The following is a 25,127-nucleotide window of genomic DNA, read 5'->3' as shown; positions in this document are numbered from 1 at the left end:
TCCTATTCGCGTAAACTATCTATAGTTAAGAAATAAATAACCTAGATCCTAAAAACCGATGTTTCATGGAGGCAATTTCCAAACCAATACTATGATTCGATAAATCTTGCAAACTCTTCTTTTCCGCTTCCTCTACACACTCTCCGATAAGGGGAATCAGTTGATGGATAATTTCTATTCCCGCATTTTGTCCTAAAGGGATTGCTCTTATCCCATTGTGAATAAGCGATACTACTGATGAATACATAAAGGTCATAATGGTTGTACGCAAATCGAATCCCATATTAACAGCATATATGCTATAAACAATGGAATATTGACCTTTTGCTTCGTTATTCTTCACTTTATTTGCCCAATACTGTAAATCATCGAATGGTGAAACTGGCAAAATCCCTTTTAAAAACTGTTTGCCGATCATTCTTGAAGCATCCCTTGATTCACTGGCGACTTTCATTGCTTCATAGATACTTTCTAGCTCTATCAACTTACGCCAATTCTTTTCCTGACATAGATTAAATGCTTCTTTCACAATAATAGCATCGTTATATACTAAATTTTCCTTTATATAAGATTGACAAAAATTCAATAAATCTTCTTTTTTAGAAATTTTATCACTTTGTATATAAGTCTCCATGCCAAAAGAATGTGTATAGGATCCCATTGGAAAAGCAGAATCATGTATATGCATCAAATAGAGCAGATTAATGTTTGTGTCCACGATATTTAAATGGTTCCTTAAATCTTCTCGCTGTTTTTTCATATACTACGCCAACCTCGTCAAACAGGCGTTCCAATGTTTCATCAAAACGAACCACTACTTCTGATTCTGAGACTAAACAAGGTGTGTGACGATTCCCCAGTTCAAATGCTACTTTTCCCATCTCTGTCATAGATGCTGGCTTAATAACATATACTTCTTCTTCCTTTGTGCGAACTACCACTTGTATTTGATCATCTTCAAATACAATATCCCCCACCTTTAGCGGTTTATGATCATCCAGCGCAATCGCTATATCTTTCCCTGTGTTTGTTTTTTTGCGAAGAATCCGTTTATTTAATTCCTCCCAATCAAGTTCAATCCATTCACGATTTTTATGGGCATTATGATTTTTTTCTACATTTCCAATAACAGCAGTTGTTTTCATTTACAGCACTCCTCTAAAAAAGAAAGTATTTTTGCGCAAGGGGCAATTCTTTTGCAGGTTCACAAGTCATGAGCACACCATCTACTTTCACTTCATAAGTTTCTGGGTTTACTTCAATTGAAGGCGTTTCTTGATTTAAGCGCATATCTTTTTTGCTAATATTACGACAATTCCCCACAATGCCTATCCTCTTCTCCAATTGCAGCTTTTTATGAATTTTCTTATCATATGCAGATTTGGAAATGAAGGTAATTGCAGTATCATACTTCGCTTTGCCAAGTGAGGCAAACATCGGACGCATAAACACCGGTTCTGGCGTTGGAATAGATGCATTAGGGTCACCCATTTGAGCATAGGAAATGAAGCCCCCTTTAATTACCATATCTGGCTTTACGCCAAAAAATTTCGGGTCCCATATGACTATATCTGCAAATTTCCCCGCCTCCAAAGATCCTACCTCATGGCTAATCCCATGGGTAATAGCTGGATTAATCGTATATTTGGCAATATAGCGTTTCGCTCGATAGTTATCATTTGTTGATTCTTCATCTTCCTTAAGGGGCCCAAACTGTTTTTTCATTTTATCCGCTGTCTGCCATGTTCTAATAATGACTTCACCAACACGTCCCATTGCTTGGGAATCTGATGAGATCATACTAATGATGCCTAAGTCATGAAAACGATCCTCTGCCGCAATGGTTTCAGGGCGTATTCTTGAATCCGCAAAGGCTACATCTTCTGCCACATTGTGATCAAGGTGATGGCAAACCATTAGCATATCTAAATGCTCATCAATGGTATTTACTGTAAAAGGACGAGTAGGATTCGTTGACGAAGGCAATATATTTGGCAGTGCTGCGATTGCGATAATATCAGGGGCATGTCCTCCGCCTGCTCCTTCTGTATGATACGTATGGATAACACGATTCCCTATTGCATTTACCGTGTCTTCCAAAAAACCTGCTTCATTTAACGTATCTGTATGTATAGCCACTTGAATATCCATTTCGTCTGCTACTGCTAAGCATTCATTGATACTTGCTGGAGTTGTTCCCCAATCTTCATGGAGCTTTAAGCCAATAGCTCCAGCATTTATTTGTTCCCTTAAAGGATCTTTGGACGAAGCATTTCCTTTTCCTAAAAACCCAATATTTACTGGGAATTCTTCAGCGGCTCTTAACATCTGCGCCAAATTCCATTCACCAGGGGTGCAAGTCGTTGCATTTGTTCCTGTTGCAGGACCGGTTCCACCGCCAATCATTGTTGTTATTCCTGAGGAAATAGCCGTTTGTACTTGCTGGGGACTAATAAAATGAATATGTGCATCAATTGCACCTGCTGTTACAATCTTTCCTTCACATGCAATCACTTCTGTTGAAGCACCTACAATCATATTAGGTGCAACACCTTCCATAATATCTGGGTTTCCACTTTTTCCCATGTTGACTATTCTGCCATCCTTAATCCCAATATCAGCCTTCACAATGCCGGTATAATCAACAATAAGCGCATTTGTCAACACAACATCCAATACCCCTTCGCTGCGGACATGGATGCTATTTTGGCCCATCCCATCTCTTATTACCTTTCCTCCACCGAATACACATTCATCTCCATAAGTGGTATAGTCTTTTTCTACTTCAATCCAAAGGTCCGTATCGGCTAGGCGCACCTGATCACCTGTTGTAGGGCCATAAAGACTTGCATATTGAGAACGACTTATTTTCACTTACTGCCTCCTCCCTTAAATCCCTTATTTTTAATAGCCTGAGAGATGCCCTCCACATCATCTACACTGCCATTCGCTAGATTATTTAAACCATAGACGCGTTTTTGCCCGCCAATTTGGACCATTTCTACTTCTTTTTCTTCTCCTGGCTCAAAACGCACTGCAGTTCCTGCTGGGATATTTAAGCGCATGCCGACCGCAAGCTTCCGTTCAAAAGATAGGTGACGATTTACTTCCGCAAAATGAAAATGTGAACCTACCTGTATTGGCCTATCTCCTGTGTTACTGACCAGAATTTGAACAACCTTTCTTCCCGCATTTAGTTCAATTGCATCTTTTTTTAATCGATATTCTCCTGGAATCATGCTATTTCCTCCTAGCATTTTAGCAAATAGGCTGATGTACCGTTACTAGCTTCGTGCCATCTGGAAAAGTTGCCTCAATTTGTACACTTTCAACCATTTCAGGCACTCCTTCCATAACGTCATCCGCTGTAAGCACCTTTTTCCCTCCTTGCATAAGCTCTGCAACGGTTTTCCCCTCTCTGGCACCTTCTAATAAAAAACAGCTTATGAGCGCAACAGCTTCTGGATAGTTTAGCTTTAATCCCTTCTTTTTTCTTTTTTCCGCAAGTTCCCCTGCCATAAAAAGATACAGTTTTTCCATTTCAACAGGTGTCAGCTTCATCTTTAAACAACACACCTTTCTATTTAAAAAAGCATATTTAATTTCAAATTCTATCTATACCACTTTCCCAATGTTAAGAAATCTAACATAATTTTAATGGAATGGATAGATAACATCAAGTAAATATCGAAATTTTTTTAATTATCTTTCTATTTTTACAATTTTTTCTCTTTCCCAGCAGTATCCCCTCTACTTTTAATCAAAAAAGGCAGCTAGTTTTAACCAGCTGCCCCAACAATTTAAATACTAATATCTCGCTTTTGAAAAAATATAAACGTAATGACCATAAAAACAACATAATATCCACTTAAAATGCCTAATGACATCGGCATGGTAATAGTTTCTAAAATCTTATCTTGTAGAACAAAAACAGTCTGATCTAAATGTGGGAATAGCAATACTTTTGTCCATGAATATTTTTTAGTCAACAATAATAATATACTTCCAATGGTAGAGGAGAAAAACAAAACAAAAATTCCTATTCCTACAGCAATTGCCTGATTTTTAAATAAAGTGGATAACATAAAAGCAATCGTCAAGACCATCAGCAAGCCTGGCAAATAATATAAAAACAGCTGAAAGAAATATTCCCCGCCGCTCACCGCTACAATCCCATTTATACCATATGCCACTATTTTGTTGTCAAATCCACCGTTTCCAAAAAAGAGCAAGCTGATAATATAGCCAAAAAGAAGCAAAACAGTACATAAGAAGGCAGAATAAACAAGCATGGAAATATATTTAGAAAGCAAAATGGCCCATCTTTTATGAGGTCTTATCAGTAATTGTTTAATTGTTCCATCAGAAAATTCAGATGAAATACTTCCAGCACAAACAATTACAATAAATAAGGTAACTAAGGATTTCATTGAGATGACTAATTCACTCATAAAACTCCAATTGGTAGGAAAGGGATTTACCTTTTCATCTAAATACCATTGCTTTTGAGCTATTTCTTCTCCGATATAGCCCTTTTCTTCTTCATTTGCGGCTTTTTTTTGCTGTTGCTGAAGCTCTTTAATTTCTAGCTGCACCGACTCCTGCCATGTATCTTCCTTTTGTTTTTCTTCTGTTTTTTGATAAATAAAAGCACCTGCTACTAATGCAATAATTAAAATAATAGCAAATATCCAGCTTGCTTTTTTCTCAAATGTTTTTATTAATTCATTTTGTACTAAACCAATCATAATTGCTGCTTCCCTCCTTGAGGGCTAGTAATCTCTAAAAATCTGTCTTCAAGAGTTGATTTTCTTACAGTAATTGCAAATACCCCTATTTCATTTTCTACTAGCCACTTATTTATTAAAGGAATAGATGATTTTGTCAACTTTAGCGTCAGAGTAGAATGCTGCTGCTGAATAAACTCATAAGGTATGTCACTATTTCTTAAGATAGAGATTGCTTGTTCAGGCTTATCTACTTCAAAGCCAACCTCTCTTTTTTCTTCATTATCTTCTTCAACCGTTTCATCCATTGTTGATATATGAATGAGTTTACCCTGCTCAATTATAGCGAATCGGTGGCACATCAACTGCATCTCAGCTAACAAATGAGAAGATACTAATACGGAGATACCTTGTGTAGTTAAATCATGGAGATACTGGCGGAATTCTTTTATCCCTTGAGGATCAAGACCGTTTGTTGGTTCATCCAGAATTAAGATAGCAGGGTTATGTAATAATGCTTGGGCCACACCTAACCGCTGGCGCATCCCTAGGGAATATGTTTTCACTTTTTGATGAATTGCACTTTCCAATGCCACTAGTTTTATTACTTCTTGCAATCGTTCTTCTGAGATTTTCATTTTAGCCATTCTTGCGTAATGCTGTAAGTTTTTATACCCACTCATATACTTGTAAAATTCCGGATTTTCAACGATAGCCCCCAGACTGCTCATTGCCTCAGCAAATGATTGATCTAAATGATGGCCATTAATTACGACCTCACCATCTGTTCTGTTTATTAAACTGACGATCATCCGAATAATCGTTGTTTTTCCTGCTCCATTCGGACCTAACAGACCAAAAATTTCTCCTTTTTCAACTGAAAAACTAACGGAATCTACAATTTTTTTACTTTTAATTTTTTTCGTTAAATTCTTTACCTCTAACGCATTTTGAGACATAGCTTGCTCCTTCCTTTTTATTGGTGATTAATTTTTATATCAGCAACAAACATACACTAATTCCCTCTTTTCTTATACGTTTTCTACTCTAAAAAGTTTCATATTTTTGGAAATTACCTATCAAAAGGATCATATTTATAAATTTCTGCACAACCTCTTACTCCCAAACAAAAGTGCAATTCTACTTGAGTTGCCCCATATAAAAGCAACAAAAACCATACTAATAGAACAATTTTCGCCTAAAAAAACTTATCCCGCGCTGCTGAAATAAAAAGCGGGCTTATCTTGAATAAGATCAAGATAAGCCCGTTTAGATTCCATCCAACTTGTTTATTAAACAATTGTAGTTGATAAACTATTAATCACTTCTTGTACAGGAGTATATTCAAATCCTAGACCTTTCGCGACAGGTGCATACGTAATATGTCCATCAAATGTATTTACTCCTTGTTTAATTGCGTAATTGCTTTCAATCGCCGCAACAGCACCTTGGTTTGCAATTTGCCATGCATAAGGAATCGTAACATTCGTTAAAGCGATCGTAGATGTTCTAGGAACAGCACCTGGCATATTGGCAACAGCATAATGAACGACACCATGTTTTACATATGTTGGATTATCATGTGTAGTAATATGGTCGACTGTTTCAAAGATGCCGCCTTGGTCTATTGCAACATCCACAATAACAGACCCTGGAGACATTTTCTTTACCATTTCTTCTGTTACTAGCTTCGGAGCTTTTGCACCTGGAATTAATACAGCACCGATTACTAAATCAGCACCAATTACGGCTTCTTCAATATTTGCAGGATTTGAAATAACCGTGTTTAAACTTGCGCCAAATTGATTATCTAATTCTCTTAATCTTTCTGGGTTCAAATCTAATAATGTAACACTTGCACCTAAGCCAATAGCAATTTTCGCTGCATTTGTCCCAACAATACCACCGCCAATAATAGTTACATTGCCTCTTTTCACTCCAGGCACTCCAGCAAGCAAAATCCCTTTGCCACCATGCGGCTGTTCTAAAAATTGTGCGCCGATTTGCACAGCCATTCTTCCAGCCACTTCGCTCATCGGCGTTAGCAATGGAAGTTTCCCATTTACCTCAATAGTTTCATAAGCAATGGAAGTAACACCCTTGTCCGTTAGAGCTTTTGCCAATTCCTTTTCTGCAGCTAAATGCAAATAAGTAAAGAGAATAAGTCCCTTGCGGAAGAAACCGTACTCCGAAGACAGCGGCTCTTTTACTTTAATAATCATCTCCGACGTATCCCAAACTTCCTTCGCGGTATCTATTACTTTAGCCCCTGCTGCACTGTATTCCTCATTTGCAAATCCACTGCCAATGCCAGCATTTGCCTCAACTAATACATCATGTCCTCCTTTTGCCAAAAAAGAAACACCAGATGGAGTAATCGCTACTCTATTTTCATTGTTTTTTATTTCTTTTGGAATTCCAATAATCATTTTCTCTTCCTCCTTGTCATTTTTTATAACGTTAATTAGTTATATCTCTTATCATTATAATAAGATGGAGGTTGAAAATAATCATTGTTTAAAATACTAAATATCTCATATTAGTTTTGTGAAAATTCACAAAACTTAGTTTTTAATCCAATGCATAAGCTTTAAATCTAGATAAAGCATAAATTTTTGCGCCGGAGAGGTTATGTCAATTTCCATAATATTCGCTATCCGTTTGAGGCGATAACTCAAAGTATTTGCATGGATATGTAGTCTGGCCACTGTTTTTTGCATACTTTCACTTTCATCCAAGTAAGCTTCGAGGGTTGCCAATAATTCCGTATTATGAGACCTATCATATTCATTCAGCTTCTTAATTGCTAAATTTTCAAATCCATCTTGCTTTCGCTTTTCTAATATAACGTCCAAAAACTGATAGATTCCTAAATCTTGATAATTAATAAAAGCGTGAGCTTCTTGTGGGAATTTCAGCTGAACTTCTAACACTGTTTTTGCTTCTTTATAACTTTTTCTTATATACTTTGCGTCTTTGTAGATTCCTCCAAAACTCCCCTTAACATCAGCAATACAAAAGCGTTCCTTTAGATGTTTTTGAAAGCCTTGTATAAACTTTTTATAAGTAACAGAAGATTTACTTTTTGCATCCATCTGATTTGTTAAAAGGATCAATTCATTATCATCTATTGTGGAAAGGACTATTTTTACATCTTCTGCTATTTTTAATAAATATAAAATATGACGTTCTATTTCCTTTGTTATCACTTCATTAAAACGACATACCATTATAGTAAATGAAGCGGGTGCAGGAATGCCGATTTCCTTTAATTTTTCTTCTGCTTCTTTTTCGCCAACATGACCTGTTAATAATCTCCAAAAAAACTCTTGATTATCTTGATTTAAACTCCCTTTATTCCTGCCAAATCGCGACATAAGGTGTTTTCCAATAGATGCAGCATACTCGAGTATCCGCATTTGTTCATCTGTTAGCAGCTCCTTTATTTCAACTGCCCAAATATATCCTATTACTTCTTCCCCTCGCCAAATAGAAACCGCCACTCTGTTCCCAAGCCCTATCTCCTTTTTCTCCAGTATGCGAATAGGCCTTTTGCTTTGAAGCAATTGAGGAATTACACCGTCTTTCCATAATCGGTTTATTACTTTTTCTGGCACTCTTCTGCTTATAATGGTTGAAATGCGCACTATATCTGTTTCATCATCATGGCTTGAGTATACTAGAACCCGATGATGTGTATCTTCTAATGTAATGGGACATCCAAGTAAATCACTTACATGGTCAACAAATGCTTCAAGGGAATCATACATTTCCCGTCGGAACGGATTCAATGGCTCATTCGACATTAACCTGCTCCTTCCATATTCTTTATTTATCTAATAATCTGTTACTTTTTATTTTATCTCTTAATGAATCTATTCAACAATATATAAATAGAAATTAGTCGATTCTAATATCGTTTGAAGTCCCTTACCAATATAAAAAAACCCCACCAAAAGGAAAGGAATTATGAACTATTTTATATTATTATAATAAGCAACTTACAAAAGGAAATCGAAGAACAAGGATATTCACTTCGACTTCCTTATCTATTTACTACTATTCTGTTAGCTTTTCAACAAACTGCATATCAACTAACTTATCATACTCATAGCCATCTTTATAAACTCCTGTTTTTTCCACTACTTCCATTGGTTTTGCTAAAGCTTCTTTTGATATATATCCATCTTTGCTCCATAATTTATCCGCATAAGCTCGATCAAGGGATGCCTGCAAACTTTCATCTGATGTGGATGAAAATTCTGCTTTTAGCACTTTCATTGCAAGCTCATGGTCTTCATCTACTGCCTTTAAGCCTTTTAATACAGCTCTTACAAAACCTTCAACCACTTTTGGCTCTTTTTCAATCGTAGATTTTTTTACACTTAACACCGAATATGGATAATCTCCTAAACTTGTGAAACTGTAAAACGGCTCTTTCCATACACCTTTTTTAATTCCTTCTGTTATTTGTGGTTCCCCGCCATTAGCAATATCAGCTTTCCCTGACTCCACAAGAGAAACAACTGCACTAGCATCTGCTGGTTCCTCTAATACCACATCCGTTGCCGGATCTAAGCCTACATCCATTAAAAGCCATCTTGTCAATAAATTAGGGCTTCCTCCAAAACGACCTGCTGCAATAGTCTTGCCTTCCAAATAGCTTTTTAACTCCTCTTTATTGCTGCTGTCAATATTCTTATCTTCATTACCCATTAAGTATACATTTGCCCGATTGACCACATTTACTACAGATACAATAGGATCTGAGTTGCCTTTATTGGCCATTTGGTTAGAGTCAGGTCCAGCAATATTTCCCCAAGCATCACCGCCAATGACAGACGTTACATGAGCACCACCTGTTGCAGTAATGACTTCTACATCCAGCCCCTCTTCTTTAAAATACCCTTCCTCTATTGCAACATATAATGGCAAATATCCAATTAAATGTACTGGCTCTGCAATGGTAATCTTTTTTAATCCATCACCTTTTCCACTCCCAGACTCTTCTCTTTTAGAAGTACAGCCTGCTAGCATGAGTACAAAACTTACACAAACAATGAGAAATAGCTGGCATCTTTTCAAATTAATTCCCCCTTTTTTTATATAAAAAATAAAAAAAGAAAGGTGTTAATATTTTTAGGAATAAGATATCGGAGAAAATAGAAAGTGGAGAATAAGTGGAGAAATGTTCTATGTGTAGTATGATGAAAGCAGATTGCTTATAACAATTGTTAGTCCCTTTCTTTTTTTAGCAAAAATAAAATTAACTGCCATGTCTTCCTTTTAATAAAATTTTCTCTATCCAGACGGTAGCAAAATACATCAAAATGGATAAAAGGGATAAAACAACCACTCCCACCCAAACCAGATTAATATTCATAATTTGCCCAGCATAAAGAATCATCCTGCCAATACCCTGTCTTGAACTGATAAATTCTCCTACAATTGTTCCTGCAAGCGCTAATGCTATATTGATTTTTAAGCTGCTTACAATCCATGGCATACTCGTTGGCACGACAACTTTTGTAAATACATGGATTTTTTTTGCTCCCAAAGAATACATCAATTTTTCTAAATCAGCATCAACACTTTTAACACCACTATATGCAGCTAATGCTGTTACAATAACTGTCATCATAAAAGCTAAAATCACTTTAGAACTAAATCCTATTCCAAATAAGATAACAAGCACCGGCGCTAACGCAAGTTTTGGCACAGCATTAAATGCAATTAAATAGGGCTCTGAAATTCTGGAATAATAGTAAGACCACCAAAAGGAAAGGCCTAATAATGCCCCTGCGAAAGTTCCGGTTATAAAGCCTAGAATAGTAGCACCGGATGTATAAAGAAGATCATCCAACAATGTTCCTTCCATAAAAGCTATATAAGCAGTTTTCCATATGATCGAAGGGCTGCTCCAATAATAAGAGTCTAATACTTTCCACTGTGTAAATAGCTCCCAACCTATAATCAATAAGATTCCAATCGCCCATTGTCCATATATAGTTAATCTTAGCCGTCTTTTTTCCTTTGCTTCTTCATCTTCTATGAAAGGAATGGCGCTGTCTTTTTTTCTTGACACAGTTAGTTGCTCCTTTCTCTTATACCTCTTCCTTTTCATCACTTTTTAAAACAGTTAATACATGTTTTTTTAATTCAATAAAATCGGTACCTAATAAAGTTTGTTCATCTCTAGGTCTTTTTAAAGGCACCGCAACTTTTTCTTTAATTGTTCCCGGTCTTTTAGTTAAAATATAAATCTCATCCGATAAGAAAATGGCCTCATCAATATCATGTGTTATAAAAAGCACCGTTTTTCTAAAATCCTCCCATATTTGCAGCAGCCATTCTTGCATCATTAATCTTGTTTGTGCATCTAAAGCGCCAAAGGGCTCATCAAGCAAAATAATATCCTGGTCATATAAAAGGGTACGCAAAAGAGCAGCTCGTTGCCTCATCCCCCCTGACAGTTCATCTGGATAATGATTCTCAAAACCTCCTAAGCCATACTTCTCAAGCAAAGGCATAGCCCTTTCTATCGCTTCCTTTTTGCGGATCCCTTTTATTTCAAGACCTAATATTACATTATGCAAAATGGTGCGCCAAGGCAAAAGCAAATCCTTTTGCAGCATATATCCTACATAGCCATTTTGCCCGACAATATTTTTCCCATCTAAAAGGACATTTCCCGTTGTCGGATGAATAAGTCCTGCAATAATATTAAACAAAGTAGACTTTCCACAGCCGCTAGGTCCAATAATGCTGACAAACTTTCCTTCTTCTATCTTTAAATTCGCATTTTTTAACGCAAAAAATTCTTTCCCATCTTTTTTAAAAATCTTACTATTGTTTTGCACTTCTAATTTATACATAGCAGCCCTCCGTTCCGAGCCCCCAAACATAAGTAATGCGGAAACTTTCTTTATTTATATGTGTAGTTTTATTAAGTATTCATCCATCCCAATTGGGGCAATGGCGCGAAAAACAATGGAAAACGCCATCATCTTTCTTGCATTAAGCTTTAACTTTTCCTGATTAAAAGGGTGGATTTATGTGTGGCGGCATAGATCTTTGTTATACTATATGAATAAACTGACGAAGGGGATAGTAATAATGGAGAAAAAAGCATTAATTATTGGGGCAACCGGTCTTGTCGGTGAACATTTATTACAAATACTTCTGCAAAGCAATACATATAAAGAGATTATCGCCTTCGTACGGAAACCACTTGAGTACAGACATAAAGCACTAAAAGAAGTGATTATCGATTTTGATCAACTAGATCAATATCAACAATATTTCGCAGTGGATGATATTTATTGTTGTCTCGGTACTACCATCAAAAAAGCAAAAAACCAAAAAAATATGATGAAAATTGATGTAGATTATCCTATAAAATGTGCAGAATTAGGAAAACAAATGGGAGCGAAACAATTTATCGTTATTAGCGCAATTGGGGCAAATAGCAAATCCTCTATTTTTTACAGCAGGATAAAGGGAATATTGGAAGAAAAGCTGGAAGCATTGTCCTTTGAAGCTCTTTTAATTCTCCAACCATCGTTATTATTAGGCGAAAGAGAGGAATTTCGTTTTGGAGAAAAGTTAAGTTCATTTATTCTCCCTCTTCTTCATCCTTTAATGGCAGGTCCTTTAAAAAAATATAAAGGGATTCATGCAGAAAAAGTAGCTAGCACAATGTATAAGATTGCACAAATGGATCAAAAAGGAGTTGTCGTTTTATCCTCCGATAAAATAGAAGCCTTAGCAGAAGTATAATGTTTATTCTCTCCTTTTAGTTAGTGCCTATTATTTTACCTTTCTATTTTCAAAGAAGATTTTTCACCTTGCTTAAACAAGTTGTCTTTTGTCTCCATCTTTTCTCTTGAATTTGTGAAAATATTGACAAATTTATTTTACGTGGGTTCTTTATAATTCATTTGCTTTTGCTATAATAAAATTTAATCGCTGTTTTTATCGAAATATTCAAAATTCACTTTCTTTAAACTATAAATAAAAGAATATATGATTGGAGTCTTGTAGATGTTGCAAAAAACAAATGCCTTTCTTGGCAAATGGATGCCCCTTCTTACTCCTGCTAGTGTTGTTATTGGTGTTATCCTGGCTGATTACTTACATTATTTATCTTTTTTAGTGCCATGGATTTTTGCTGCTATGACATTCGCTGGAAGTCTTACATCCAATTTCAAATCAGTTAAACATACAATTGTCCATCCCTTATCGCTGATTTTAACTCTAGTTGTTCTTCACCTGATTACACCATTATGGGCATTTGCGCTTGGTCACCTATTTTTCGATAATGACCCTCTAACAATCACTGGACTGACTTTAGCCGTTGTTATTCCAACAGGGATAACAAGCGCTATTTGGGTATCTATGTATAAAGGAAATATGGCTCTTACATTGGCCATCATTCTCATCGATACAATGCTGTCTCCATTTATTGTGCCCTTTTCGATGTCCTTATTTGTTGGAGAATCAGTCCATTTGCCAATATGGGATATGATGAAAGGTCTATTAGGAATGATTGTACTTCCTTCCATTGCAGGTATGGCTTTAAATCAGTTTTATTCCTCCACTGCATGTGAAAAGTGGAATAAGAATTTAGCTCCTTTTTCAAAAATAGGCTTAGCCGCTGTAGTGAGTATTAACAGCTCAGTTGTTGCTCCATATTTGCATAATATTGATAGGAAGTTTATACAAATCGCACTTACTGTCTTTTTTATTGCTCTTTCTGGCTATTTTTTCGCATGGGTTCTTGGTATAGTAACAAAAAGGAGCAAGGAAGAAATCGTTGGAATGATTTTTTCTGGAGGAATGCGAAATATTAGTGCTGGGGCTGTATTAGCGGTAAGCTTTTTTCCTCCACAAGTGGCCGTTCCTGTTGTAATCGGCATGCTGTTTCAACAGATTTTAGCTGCATTATATGGCCATCTATTACGGATTATCTACAATAAGCCATTAACAGTTAAACTAACAGAGAAGAATATTTCATAACTATTTCAATGCTTATTAGATTTGCCGTTTAAAGCGTATGTAACTACCAAAACCCTTACATAATATACCCAATAGAGCAATAACCATTCAGCACCTTTTGAAATGGCTATTGCCCTATTTTTTTTCTTGATTTACAGTAGAATAATAATCGATATTATATCCCTTAAAAATATCATTCTTCTTCTTTTCCGTTTTATTTTTTCCTTGATGATTATTTTCCGACAATTCTTCTTGCGTTTGACCAATTGCATTCAAAATAGAACCTATTGCCTGAATCCAACTGCCGCTGATGACTAAAAACTCAGCTTTCTCCAGATTATTTCTTTGCTCCTGTAATCCACCAATTGCTTGAAATGAATTGCCAATTGCCTGAGTGGCATTTCCATAAATATTTAACGGCTGCTTAGGCCCTGAGTTATCCAAGTATTCATCGACCGCTTCTACAAGAGCACCAAAAGCTTGAAGCCAATTCCCCTTTATAAAAAGGGTTGTATTTACATGATCTGTTAAGCAGATAAAGGCACCAGCAACCATTACATTGCCAGCCGCTTGTATTTCCGTCCCAATTTTTTCAAATGTAACTGTTTCCTGTTGATCTGCTTGAATAGCATTTCCAGTGGCTTGCAATACATTTCCATATAAATCTAATGCATCTCCCTGTTCAGATGTAAAAATATCAAATGAACTGTTAGCAATAGCAGATATAATAGTACCGATCGCTTGAATCCAAACGGCTGATATCTCTATATGATTATCCAAATGCCTCACCACTTTTCCCTGGAAAATTGGGAATAAACCAAGAATAACCTTTGATTATTTGCTTTGGAGCGCTTTAAACAGCGCTCCTTTTTAGTTATCCTTTTTTAACCTATTTCTATTTTATATATTCAGCCATTTTCCCATTTTTTTCTTTATTTGTCTCTAACGCCACAAGTCCTGCTTGATTTAATGTATTCCATGGTTTATTAAAGTGTGGCTGAAAGAAGAAATCAATAAAACCTAATTCATCGATCGTCATCTTTGTTTGAATGCAGACAGATAGTGTATTGATCATTTGTGTCATATCGGCTTTGGATATAATTTGAGCACCCAAAATTTGTCTTGTATCCTTATCAAATAATACTTTCAATTGTACCGGATCATAGGATGGCATAAATTCCGGACGATTATTTTCTGCTATTTCTACCTTTTCATAGGCAATGTTAGCAACTGCTGCTGATACTTCTGTTAAACCTGTTGAAGCCATATTATAACCAAAAATATGCAAACCAGAAGTCCCTTGCGTTCCCATATATTTCAACTTTTGTCCCGCAAGATTATAACCGACAAGTGTTCCCATTCTAACTGCATTTGTGGCTAGTGGGATATATACTTGTTCTCCAGTTGGGTTATAATTTACTGCACAACTATCTCCCGCTGCATAAATATTAGGATCGCTCGATTGCATATATTCATTAATTTTTATTGCACCATTTGGAAGAAGATCAACTTTTCCTTTTAACAATGCAGTATTAGGACGGAATCCTACACATAAAATTACAAGATCTGTTTGATATTCCCCTTTTGTTGTAACCACTTTTGTTACTTTTCCTTGCTCATTTCCTTCAAATTTCACCACCGTTTGCTGTAAAGCTAATTCAATATTTCTGGCTGCAAATTCTGTTTCGACTATATCAGTAAACTCTTTATCTAAATACTTATTTAAGATCCGGTCCTCTCCATCAATCAAAGTTACTTGTTTGCCATTTAATGCAAATGCCTCTACTAACTCTACCCCAATATACCCAGCGCCAATAACAGTAATATGTTTTATGTCCTTTGCTTTAGCGATTATTTCATTAGCCTGATTAAAGTTTTTAGATAATAAAATGTTATCCAAGTTAATGCCCTCAATTGGAGGAACTATTGGCCAAGACCCAGTTGTCATAACTAGTTTATCGTAGGTATCTACTTTTTCTTTCCCTGTTTGCAAATCTTTTACTATTACTTGTTTTTTCTCTGAATTTATTTCCAATACTTCATGCTCCATAAACATTTTCGCTCCAAGAGATGTCAATTCATCTGGAGATGAGTAGAATAATTGGTTTACATCTTTAGCTACCCCTCCAACATATAGGGCTATTCCACATGATAAGAATGAAACATTATTATTTTTTTCATATACCGTAATATCTATATTATTATTTAATTTTGCTAATGTTTTTACTGCTGCCGTTCCTGCATGAGTACATCCAATCACAATTACTTTCATTTTAAAAAGCTCCTTTGTATTGAATTTATAGTTTGTGAATATATTCACTAATAATATGAAAAAAATAGCATAATTAGTGAAATCAATCACATAGTTTGTGATTTCATTCACATGTTGTTCACACTTTTATTATATACACTTTTTTTAAAAAGGCAACTATTATGTGATTTACTGCACAAAAAATTTTAATAGGATTATTTTTTATCGTCCCCTTCCATAATTAAATTATTCTTTTACACAAAGTTGCTCTAAAATAAAAAGCTTAGGAAAGAAAGGAAATTCTGCAGTTGAACAGAGATCCTTTCGTTCCTAAGCCATCTTTCATTCATCCTTATTGAACTTGCATTGCTAAATCGCCAGTTTTTGCCCATCCTGCTCTTAGAATTACATAATATAATGGCAGTGTGATTACAATTGGCAATACTACTCCAACTGCGATATAAATTAAAAATCCAGTTAACCCTTGTGTTGCTAAAATGCTAATTGGTGCAATTAACGAATTTAATCCAAGACCCGCTAATTCATATGTTGCGGTAAAACCAAATCCTAAAGTTGCAATTGGAGCACAGATAACTGCTGCTACAAAAGGCGGAATAATTAGTAGTGGGTTTTTAACGATATTCGGGAATTGAACCTTTGGCGTAATAATCGATTGTGCTAAGAAACCACCTAAATCATTTTGTTTAAGTGACATTGCAGTAAAACCTACAAATTGAACCGTACAGCCAATTAAAGCTGCAGCGCTTGAAACTGGATCCATCTGCAATGCGATTGCCAATGCTGCAGATGATGCTGGAGACATTAATAAGATACTCCAAACAAGCGAAATAACCATTGGTGCAATTAGCGGAGAGCCTTCCACAGATGAAGTAATTTGTGCACTCATCCATGTTAATAATGGTGTTGTAACATGTGCTAGTCCAACTCCTGCAAATCCACCAATAATAATAGCTCCTGCCGGAATAGCGATCATATCCAAGATTGTTTTACCTGTGATTTTTTTTCCAACATATGTTGCAATAACTGCTGCTAGAACTGCACTTATCGGCTGGCCTGGCACAAGCGTCATTCCTGCATCTGTCATCTGCATAGCATTACCTCCGATGCTGCTACAGACCATCGCACTAAAAATAACTAATGTATTCCCTCCTAATTGATAAGCTATTCCGGCTCCAAACGCTGGTGCTAGCAATACTTTTGCAACCGAACCAATATGTGTAAGGGCATCCCAACCCAATGCTTTCCCTATAGATTCAAACAATAATCCCAATCCTAATGTTACCAAAACTGCATTCGACATCCCTGCAGATGCTTTATATAAACCGTCCATAAAAGCCTTCTTATTCATGTTTTCTTCTCCTCTATTATAAAATTATATAATTCCAATAAAAAAGCCTGTCCGATATTCGGATAGGCACCATTACATTTTTTGCTTAGCGCCTCGTTTTTTAAGAACAAAAACTGGACTAAACAATTCCTATAAAAAAATAGGTTTCATTTAATCCTAAGAGCATAATATGAGTATAATATTGAGTGATGAAATTTTAGTTGTTTTCATAATATGCTCCTCCTTAACAATTATTGTGAAGTAATAATATCATCAATATTCTGAAAATGGAATATATTTTTTATTATCAAAATAATAATGCGTTTACACTAATTTTCAATTTGAAAACTAATTAGAATTTATCTATTAAAATTTGAAATGCTCCTACTATTTCTATCATCTTTTTTCCTGGATAAACCATTTAATTGTATTCATAGTGAAGAATTTGAAAAATCAGTAAAATAATGTTGTAGAAAAATAAAATACCCCTGCTTAACCTTTGCGCGAGATTATATTCGCTGCGGTTTAAAGAAAGGGGTATTCGACAATTTTTCATATATAGTAGTTAATTGGAAAAATAGTCATCCAAGCTTCATTTACTAGGATAACTCTACATTTTTTGTTTCTTTCCCTAAAAAGAATACGGCTGCTGCTCCGATAAACACGGTAATGCAGAACAAAGTAAATATAGATGCAATTGACATATTTTGTCCCATTAAATATGGAACTAAAAGGGGTCCAAGTACACCGCCTATTCTGCCAAATGAAGCGGCCATTCCTACTCCTGTTCCACGAACTTTTGTAGCGTATTGCTCTGGAGTATAAGCATATAACGCTCCCCAAGCTCCTAAATTAAAGAAGGAAAGAAGAATACCTGCTACCATAAGAGCTATTGTTGTATCTGCTGTTCCAAATAATAAAGCGCTGATCGCTGTTCCAATTAGGAAAAAAACTAATACAAATTTACGGCCAATTTTTTCAATTAAATAAGCAGCCAATGCATATCCTGGCAGCTGTGCTAATGTCATAATCAATACATATTCAAAACTTTTGATTAAACTGAAGCCTTTCATTACCATGACACTAGGCAGCCATAAAAACATGCCGTAATAAGAAAATACGACACAAAACCAAAGGATCCATAGCATCGTTGTTTGTTTTGCATTTTCTTTGGCCCAAACTGCTCTTATACTTTCCATTGGAGAAAGTTTCTGTTTTTTTTCTACTTTTAAATATTGTGGTGAATCTGGCAAGTTTAATCTTAAATACAAGGCATAAAATGCTGGCAAAACACTAATTAATAAAGCAATCTCCCAACCGTACTTTGGAATGATAAAGTAAGATATTATTGCTGCTAAAAGCCATCCAAAAGCCCAAAAGCTTTCGAGCAGCACAACTACTCTACCCCTTTTATCTGCGGGCACACTCTCTGATACAAGTGTAGAAGCAACAGGGAGTTCTCCACCTAGCCCCATTCCGATAATAAAACGTAATAATAAAAATAAGGCCAAACTTGTCGTAAAAGCTGATAATCCACTAGCAATAGAAAATAATAATAAAGTAATAATAAAAACATTTTTTCTGCCTACTCTATCAGCCATCATTCCAAATACTAAAGCGCCGACTGCCATACCAATAGAATTAACGCTCCCGATCCATCCCATTTCTTTAACCGATAAATTCCAATCCACCTGAAGCGCAGCTATAATAAAAGAAAGCATTCCTACATCCATCGCATCAAACATCCATCCTAATCCGGCAACACCAAGAAGTTTTCGGTTTGAACCATCTTTTTTCATATAATCCTCCTGTCTTTTTTCCTATTTTCTGCATATTTTTAGAATTTATCCCGGGTTACCGGGCAGTAAGATCCCTTTTTTAAACCTTGAAGCAAGGCAGCAGACTTGTCCAAAAAACAATTGCATCCTAGCGATCAGACAATAAAAAATAAAGATCCACCAATTTTTTTGAAATCCACTATTTATATTAACATCTGTCATGACAATCATCATTACATTTTTTCTATGAACTATAATTTTTTCATTTTAAATCTCCTGCATAAGTTTGGAAAAATTCTAAAAATTTAGAACTAAAACGTTTACAAATAAGGGTTTTGACCAATATTTCATTAAATCGAACAAACTTATTACTTTATGCAAAACAGTTGAAAAAATTCCAAATAAATTTAGTATTTTTCTCTTTACTTTCTAACAAATAAGAATAAAATGTATCTTATATTTGCAATAATCTTTTACAAGAAAAGGAGATATAAAGATTTGAACGTTACACAAAATAAATTAAATGACCAGTCTCTTTTCAACCTATCATGGCCTTTGTTTATTGAATTAGCTTTACACATGGGAATGGGTGTTACTGCTACTCTTATGTTAAGCCATTATTCTGATGGTGCTGCTGCAGGTGTTGGTGTTGCAAACCAACTATTAGGAATTTTCATTCTTGTTTTTAACGTAACCTCTATTGCCGCGATGATTCTTATTGGTCAACGATTAGGTGCAAATGAACTGAGTAGTGCCAGAAAGCTTGCTCGTTCCGCAGTTGGCCTTAATTTCTGGTTTGGCATGGTTGTTGCCATCCTTGTTGTTGTTTTCGGTGAAACTTTACTGCGATTATTTGATATTCAAGGTGAAGTATTAGAATATGGTCTTATATTTGTCCGCATATGTGGTGCATCCCTCTTCCTAGAATCTCTCTCACTCGCATTAAGCGCTATATTGCGAAGCCACGGTTTTACAAAAGAATCCATGTTTGTCAGCATATTAATGAATGTAGTAAGTGTCATTGGTTATGCAATTAGTATTTTTGGTCTATTTGGCTTTCCTCTCTCTGGTGTATTCGGTGTATCCTGGACTATTGTCATTGCACGAGCATTCGCTGTTTTTATTCTATTGTATCTAGTTTATAAAAGAATTGCTTTAACGTTTAATGTAAGTGACTTTATTAAAGTAAATAAACAAGATATTCGTGAAATGATGTATATAGGCATTCCATCAGCCGGGGAAAATCTATCCTATCAATTCTCACAGCTTGTAATTACTGCCATTGTTGCTTCATTAGGAGATGCTTCTCTAGCAGCTAGAGTCTACATTACGAATATCTCCATGATTTGCTATCTATTTACATTAGCCATTGCGGAAGGAACACAGCTTCTTGTTTCCCGTTATATCGGTGGAAGACAGTTTGAGCGAGCTTTAAAACGAGGCATTAAAACATTAAAAATTGCTGTTATTGCTTCGTCTGTTGCAGCATTGGCCATGGCTATGATTGGCGCTCCAATTTTAGAATTATTTACAGATAACTATGCAATTATTGCAATAGGATTACCTATTCTTTGGGCTGTTGTCTTTACGGAGCCTGGAAGAGCCATGAATATTGTCTTGATGAGCTCATTGAAATCCGCAGGTGATGTGCGGTTCCCTGTTTTAATTGGTATAGTGTCCATGTGGGGTATCGCAGTAACACTTAGCTATACACTTGGCATCACATTTGGTCTTGGTTTATTAGGTATTTGGCTTGCCCAAGGTATCGATGAGTGGTTTAGAGGAATCTTTGCCTGCCGAAGATGGTTATCTAAACCATGGGAAAGAGTTCGTGTTAAAAGCACAGTCAAAGGGCATATAGGATAATAAAAAAGCATGAAGGTATTCTGCCTTCATGCTTTTTTAATTCTGATCAATAATCTGCTAAAAGGTATATACGAGGAAGACACCTTTTAGCAGAATAAAAATCTATTTTTAAAATTTTCGAATTTTTTATTTGAAAAGCGCTTTCAAAAGATGTATAATTTAACTAAACCGGTTTACTAAATCGTTTTATTAATGAGGTGATAAGAATTGTCCACTATATTTATACCTTTAAATGCCTTTTCTAATGAATTGGGCTTACAGGAAGACATCGATTTTTATATTTCCATTATTACAAAATCCAATGCAGATGGAATAGAAATTAGACGTGAACTATTAGACTTACTATCTATTCATAATGAAATGAAAAAAATCATTACTAGTCTTGCATCCTATAATTTAAAGAGCATTTATTCTGCTCCTATTCCTTTATGGAGAGAGGATGGTTCACTTAATGAAAGGTCATTAACAACCCTTTTTGAAGAATGCAAACTGCTACAAGCAACATCGCTAAAATTGCCATTAGGACATTTCCATCATGAAAATTCAAATTTAGATGCTTTCCATTCACTTTTACAAAAGTACTCCACTATTAAACTGCTAATTGAAAATGATCAAACAAAGGAAGGTGGACAAATCAAAAATCTTTTGGCTTTTTTTAAAGAGACAGATAAAAAGAAGATCCCGGTTAAAATGACTTATGATATTGGCAACTGGATATATTTAAAGGAAGATGCCCTTCATGCAGCTGCTTTACTTTCGCCATATGTCGCTTATTATCATCTAAAACACGTAATCCAATCAAATAATAGTCTTATTACAGTTCCAATCAGCAAGGAAGATCAAGCACTTTGGAAAACAGTTGATCAGCATTACTTTTCTAATATACCAAAAGCGTTGGAATTTCCACTAAATCCAATTGCATCAGAAATCAATAGCTATATAGATTTAGTAAAGGAAAATGAAGTAGAAAGGGAGAAACCTTTATGCAAACCTTAGATATGATTACATTTGGGGAAGCCATGGCCATGTTTATAGCTGACTCCCCAGGGGCTCTTCATGAAATAAATAAATTTAATTTAGAGCTTGCTGGTGCGGAAACAAATGTCGCAATTGGATTAGCGAAACTGGGATTTCATACAAGTTTTGTCAGCAAAGTTGGCAATGATGCCTTTGGGAAGTTTATTGTACAAAAATTGCAGGAACGCGGTGTGCTGGCGGATGAAGTGCATGTTGATCCTCACTATCCAACAGGATTTCAGCTAAAGTCTCAAGTGAAAATTGGCGATCCAGAAGTCCAATACTTTCGAAAAGGATCGGCTGCAAGTCATCTGCAATCTGCTGATTTTAATGAGGCATATTTTGCACAAGCAAAACATCTTCATATGACAGGTATTCCGCTGGCTATTTCCGAATCTGCAAGGGACTTCGCACAAACAGCTCTTACCTTTATGAAAAGCAAACAAAAAACAATTTCTTTTGATACTAATTTAAGGCCATCTCTTTGGAAATCAGAAAAAGAAATGATTAAGACGATCAATCTATTTGCGAAACAAGCAGATTATGTTCTCCCTGGCTTAACAGAAGGAAAATGTTTAACTGGATATGAAACTCCTGATGATATTGCTTCCTATTATCTAGATGCAGGGGTAAGCTTGGTAATTGTTAAACTCGGAGAAGAAGGAGCCTATTATAAAACTTCTCAAGAAAATGGTTTTATTAAAGGGATAAAAGTAGCCAATATTGTAGATACAGTTGGAGCAGGAGATGGTTTTGCAGTAGGCATTATCAGCGGATTGCTAGAAAATTTGCCTGTAAAGGATATGGTTGCTAGAGGCAATGCCATTGGAGCACTCGCTGTACAATCTTTTGGAGACAATACTTTCTATCCAACAAAAGAGGAGCTTAGCCACTATATAACTAAACATTATGAAGGAGTGAAATAATCATGAACGCTTTATCGAAGAAAAGATGGATTCGCCTTATTCCTATTGTGTTTATCACTTATAGTTTAGCATATTTAGACAGAGCTAATTACAGTTTTGGCGCTGCTGGCGGTCTTGCTCATGACTTAAATATTACGGCAGCTACCTCTTCCCTTCTTGGAGCATTATTTTTCTTAGGCTATTTCTTCTTTCAGATTCCCGGAGCGCATTATGCAGAGAACCAAAGCGCAAAAAAACTTATCTTCTGGTCATTAATTCTTTGGGGCATACTTGCAACAGCAACTGGACTTATCGCTAATGTGAAATTACTTTTTGTTATTCGTTTTAGTTTAGGTATAGTTGAAAGCGCTGTTATGCCAGCTATGCTTGTCTTTTTAAGTCATTGGTTTACAAAAGCTGAAAGATCAAGAGCAAATACCTTTTTGATTTTAGGAAATCCAGCTACTGTTCTATGGATGTCTATTATATCGGGATATATCCTAGAATCACTTGGCTGGAGATGGATGTTTATATTAGAAGGCTTACCTGCTGTGATCTGGGCATTTCTCTGGTGGAAATTAGTTAATGACCATCCAAAAGATGCAAAATGGATGACTGATGAGGAAAAAGCAGCTTTAGATCAAGCACTACTTGCAGAGCAGCAAGGATTAAAACCAGTAAAAAATTATAAAGAAGCATTTAAATCAAAAACAGTTATTTTATTAAGTCTTCAATATCTTCTTTGGAGCATCGGCTTATACGGATTTGTCATGTGGCTTCCTTCTATCATTAATTCTGCACCAAATGCAAGTCTTGTTACTACTGGTTGGCTAGCTTCTATTCCATATTTGCTTGCATGCATCTTAATGTTAACGGTTTCTTTTTTATCGGATAAATTTCAGAACCGCAAATTATTCGTCTATCCATTTCTGCTTATTGGTGCGGTATGTTTTTACGGTTCCTACTTAATTGGAACAAGCAACTTTTGGTTATCCTTTATTCTATTAACAATTGCAGGTGGCTGTATGTACGCGCCTTATGGACCATTTTTTGCCATTATTCCAGAAATTTTGCCACGCAATGTTTCTGGCGGAGCTATGGCTTTAATTAATAGCATGGGGGCTTTAGGATCATTTGCTGGAGCTTATATTGTCGGATATTTAAACGATGTAACGGGAGGTTACGGGGCATCTTACAATTTCATGGCTATTTCTCTTTTAGCATCGGCTGTTTTGACTGTTATTGCGACAAATAAGAAAAAAACCAAAGAAATAAAAGATAAGACTATTCCAATTCAAGAACTATAAGAACAAAATAAGGAGCCTTCTAATGAGTATTGAACTATTTAAAAAGAAAAAGATAGCAGCCATTATCAGGGGAGCGACTCCTTCTAATATCCTTCCTATTGCAACTGCTTTAAAAGAAGGAGGAATTTCCATTATAGAAATTACAATGGAAACACCTGGTGCTCTTAAAGCTCTAGAAAAGCTTGCACTTAGTGATGATATCGAATTAATTGCAGGAGCCGGCACTGTCTTAGATTCAGAAACAGCAAGGGCTGCTATCATGTCTGGAGCAAAATTTATTTTTTCGCCAACGGTTAATTCTAATACGATTCAAACAACGAAGCGTTATGGCGCTATTAGCATACCAGGGGCCTATACTCCTACGGAAATTTTAACAGCATATGAATATGGAGCTGATTTAATCAAAGTATTCCCTGCAAGCGTATTAGGAGCAGATTATTTTAAACAGCTAGCTGGTCCCCTGCCCCATATTCCTTTAATGGCTACGGGAGGCATTGATAATACGAATCTCTTGGATTACCTAAGCTGCGGGGCCGTTGCTGTTGGTATCGGCAGCTCGTTAGTTAATACAAAAAGGGATATAAACGAAACATATCTTTGCGATTTAACAGCTAAAGCTAAACTATATTCTAATTTAATTATGGAATGAGTTGTGAGGCTTTCCACTATTTTAAACTAGCCCTTGTAGCAAAGGGCTTGGTTGTTTTAGTGGCAAGCCTCCTTTTTGATTTAGGCTGTTTTCGTAAACTTTGTTGCTATTCACTAAGCACTGGGGAAGGCTAATTTCCGCTTCAGGATGCTCGCTTTCCGTGGGGCGGGCGGTGAGCCTCCTCGTCGCACCAGCGACTGTGGGGTCTCGCCTGTCCCGCTGCTCCCACAGGAGTCTCACACCTTCCACTCCAATCAACCTAAATAATTTTTGTTTACAAAA

The 25,127-nt window shown here is 35.9% G+C and carries 23 protein-coding genes; 7 read left to right on the top strand and 16 right to left on the bottom strand.

Features of this window, described 5'->3' with window-relative positions:
• Nucleotides 1-25 precede the first annotated feature (25 nt).
• The 12 genes from CWS01_RS16610 to CWS01_RS16555 form a co-directional block, all read right to left on the bottom strand.
• Nucleotides 26-760, bottom strand: coding sequence for an urease accessory protein UreF (locus CWS01_RS16610; protein ID WP_101178293.1), 735 nt, complete (start codon nucleotides 758-760; stop codon nucleotides 26-28).
• Nucleotides 702-1,145 (bottom strand): urease accessory protein UreE, encoded by a 444-nt coding sequence (locus CWS01_RS16605; protein ID WP_101178292.1) that lies wholly within the window; start codon nucleotides 1,143-1,145, stop codon nucleotides 702-704. The genes CWS01_RS16610 and CWS01_RS16605 overlap by 59 nt, the downstream gene beginning before the upstream one ends.
• 13 nt (nucleotides 1,146-1,158) lie before the next feature.
• Nucleotides 1,159-2,874, bottom strand: a complete 1,716-nt coding sequence (ureC, locus tag CWS01_RS16600) for an urease subunit alpha (RefSeq protein WP_101178291.1) — start codon at nucleotides 2,872-2,874, stop codon at nucleotides 1,159-1,161.
• Nucleotides 2,871-3,239 (bottom strand): urease subunit beta, encoded by a 369-nt coding sequence (locus CWS01_RS16595; protein WP_101178290.1) that lies wholly within the window; start codon nucleotides 3,237-3,239, stop codon nucleotides 2,871-2,873. The genes ureC and CWS01_RS16595 overlap by 4 nt, the downstream gene beginning before the upstream one ends.
• A gap of 19 nt (nucleotides 3,240-3,258) precedes the next feature.
• Nucleotides 3,259-3,561 carry an urease subunit gamma gene (ureA, locus tag CWS01_RS16590; protein WP_101178289.1) on the bottom strand — a complete coding sequence of 101 codons (303 nt, stop codon included), beginning with the start codon at nucleotides 3,559-3,561 and terminating at the stop codon, nucleotides 3,259-3,261.
• Between the two features lie 239 nt (nucleotides 3,562-3,800).
• Nucleotides 3,801-4,748, bottom strand: coding sequence for an ABC transporter permease (locus CWS01_RS16585; RefSeq protein ID WP_101178288.1), 948 nt, complete (start codon nucleotides 4,746-4,748; stop codon nucleotides 3,801-3,803).
• Nucleotides 4,745-5,686 (bottom strand): ABC transporter ATP-binding protein, encoded by a 942-nt coding sequence (locus tag CWS01_RS16580; protein ID WP_101178287.1) that lies wholly within the window; start codon nucleotides 5,684-5,686, stop codon nucleotides 4,745-4,747. Before CWS01_RS16580 ends, CWS01_RS16585 begins: the two co-directional genes overlap by 4 nt.
• Nucleotides 5,687-6,019: 333 nt before the next feature.
• On the bottom strand, nucleotides 6,020-7,156 hold the full coding sequence (gene ald, locus CWS01_RS16575) for an alanine dehydrogenase (RefSeq protein WP_101178286.1): 1,137 nt from the start codon (nucleotides 7,154-7,156) through the stop codon (nucleotides 6,020-6,022).
• Between the two features lie 135 nt (nucleotides 7,157-7,291).
• On the bottom strand, nucleotides 7,292-8,533 hold the full coding sequence (locus CWS01_RS16570) for a PucR family transcriptional regulator (protein ID WP_101178285.1): 1,242 nt from the start codon (nucleotides 8,531-8,533) through the stop codon (nucleotides 7,292-7,294).
• 253 nt (nucleotides 8,534-8,786) lie between these two features.
• Nucleotides 8,787-9,812, bottom strand: a complete 1,026-nt coding sequence (locus CWS01_RS16565; protein WP_235852099.1) for an ABC transporter substrate-binding protein — start codon at nucleotides 9,810-9,812, stop codon at nucleotides 8,787-8,789.
• Nucleotides 9,813-9,993: 181 nt separating this feature from the next.
• Nucleotides 9,994-10,851, bottom strand: a complete 858-nt coding sequence (locus CWS01_RS16560; RefSeq protein ID WP_101178284.1) for an ABC transporter permease — start codon at nucleotides 10,849-10,851, stop codon at nucleotides 9,994-9,996.
• A complete protein-coding gene (locus CWS01_RS16555) occupies nucleotides 10,832-11,602 on the bottom strand; it encodes an ABC transporter ATP-binding protein (RefSeq protein ID WP_101178283.1) in 771 nt (256 codons plus the stop codon). The genes CWS01_RS16560 and CWS01_RS16555 overlap by 20 nt, the downstream gene beginning before the upstream one ends.
• A gap of 241 nt (nucleotides 11,603-11,843) precedes the next feature.
• Between CWS01_RS16555 and CWS01_RS16550 the strand changes: the two genes are divergently transcribed.
• Nucleotides 11,844-12,506 (top strand): NAD(P)H-binding protein, encoded by a 663-nt coding sequence (locus tag CWS01_RS16550; RefSeq protein ID WP_205161160.1) that lies wholly within the window; start codon nucleotides 11,844-11,846, stop codon nucleotides 12,504-12,506.
• A 264-nt stretch (nucleotides 12,507-12,770) separates the two neighbouring features.
• Nucleotides 12,771-13,745 carry a bile acid:sodium symporter family protein gene (locus CWS01_RS16545; protein ID WP_101178282.1) on the top strand — a complete coding sequence of 325 codons (975 nt, stop codon included), beginning with the start codon at nucleotides 12,771-12,773 and terminating at the stop codon, nucleotides 13,743-13,745.
• A 114-nt stretch (nucleotides 13,746-13,859) separates the two neighbouring features.
• Here CWS01_RS16545 and CWS01_RS16540 read toward each other — a convergent pair whose 3' ends face one another.
• The 4 genes from CWS01_RS16540 to CWS01_RS16525 all read right to left on the bottom strand — a co-directional run bounded on the left by CWS01_RS16540 (nucleotide 13,860) and on the right by CWS01_RS16525 (nucleotide 19,122).
• Entirely contained in the window at nucleotides 13,860-14,504 is a 645-nt protein-coding gene (locus tag CWS01_RS16540) for a DUF6944 family repetitive protein (protein WP_101178281.1), read from the bottom strand.
• Nucleotides 14,505-14,619: 115 nt separating this feature from the next.
• Nucleotides 14,620-15,996 (bottom strand): FAD-dependent oxidoreductase, encoded by a 1,377-nt coding sequence (locus tag CWS01_RS16535; protein WP_101178280.1) that lies wholly within the window; start codon nucleotides 15,994-15,996, stop codon nucleotides 14,620-14,622.
• Between the two features lie 331 nt (nucleotides 15,997-16,327).
• On the bottom strand, nucleotides 16,328-17,344 hold the full coding sequence (locus CWS01_RS16530) for a PTS transporter subunit IIC (RefSeq protein ID WP_101178279.1): 1,017 nt from the start codon (nucleotides 17,342-17,344) through the stop codon (nucleotides 16,328-16,330).
• Between the two features lie 578 nt (nucleotides 17,345-17,922).
• Entirely contained in the window at nucleotides 17,923-19,122 is a 1,200-nt protein-coding gene (locus CWS01_RS16525) for an MFS transporter (protein ID WP_101178278.1), read from the bottom strand.
• A 477-nt stretch (nucleotides 19,123-19,599) separates the two neighbouring features.
• Here CWS01_RS16525 and CWS01_RS16520 point away from each other — a divergent pair, with 477 nt between their 5' ends.
• The 5 genes from CWS01_RS16520 (at nucleotide 19,600) to CWS01_RS16500 (ending at nucleotide 24,845) form a co-directional block, all read left to right on the top strand.
• Complete coding sequence (locus CWS01_RS16520) at nucleotides 19,600-20,967, top strand: MATE family efflux transporter (protein ID WP_235852097.1); 1,368 nt, start codon at nucleotides 19,600-19,602, stop codon at nucleotides 20,965-20,967.
• A 207-nt stretch (nucleotides 20,968-21,174) separates the two neighbouring features.
• Nucleotides 21,175-21,963 (top strand): sugar phosphate isomerase/epimerase family protein, encoded by a 789-nt coding sequence (locus tag CWS01_RS16515; protein WP_101178276.1) that lies wholly within the window; start codon nucleotides 21,175-21,177, stop codon nucleotides 21,961-21,963.
• Nucleotides 21,951-22,910: a sugar kinase gene (locus CWS01_RS16510; RefSeq protein ID WP_101178275.1), complete on the top strand. Its 960-nt coding sequence runs from the start codon at nucleotides 21,951-21,953 to the stop codon at nucleotides 22,908-22,910. The genes CWS01_RS16515 and CWS01_RS16510 overlap by 13 nt, the downstream gene beginning before the upstream one ends.
• Nucleotides 22,911-22,912: 2 nt before the next feature.
• Nucleotides 22,913-24,196, top strand: a complete 1,284-nt coding sequence (locus CWS01_RS16505) for an MFS transporter (protein ID WP_407938577.1) — start codon at nucleotides 22,913-22,915, stop codon at nucleotides 24,194-24,196.
• A gap of 22 nt (nucleotides 24,197-24,218) precedes the next feature.
• A complete protein-coding gene (locus CWS01_RS16500; RefSeq protein ID WP_101178273.1) occupies nucleotides 24,219-24,845 on the top strand; it encodes a bifunctional 4-hydroxy-2-oxoglutarate aldolase/2-dehydro-3-deoxy-phosphogluconate aldolase in 627 nt (208 codons plus the stop codon).
• Nucleotides 24,846-25,127 lie beyond the last annotated feature (282 nt).

It is taken from the genome of Niallia nealsonii (assembly GCF_002835805.1).
Taxonomy (GTDB): domain Bacteria; phylum Bacillota; class Bacilli; order Bacillales; family Cytobacillaceae; genus Niallia; species Niallia nealsonii.
This window is presented reverse-complemented; position numbering and strand designations above follow the sequence as displayed.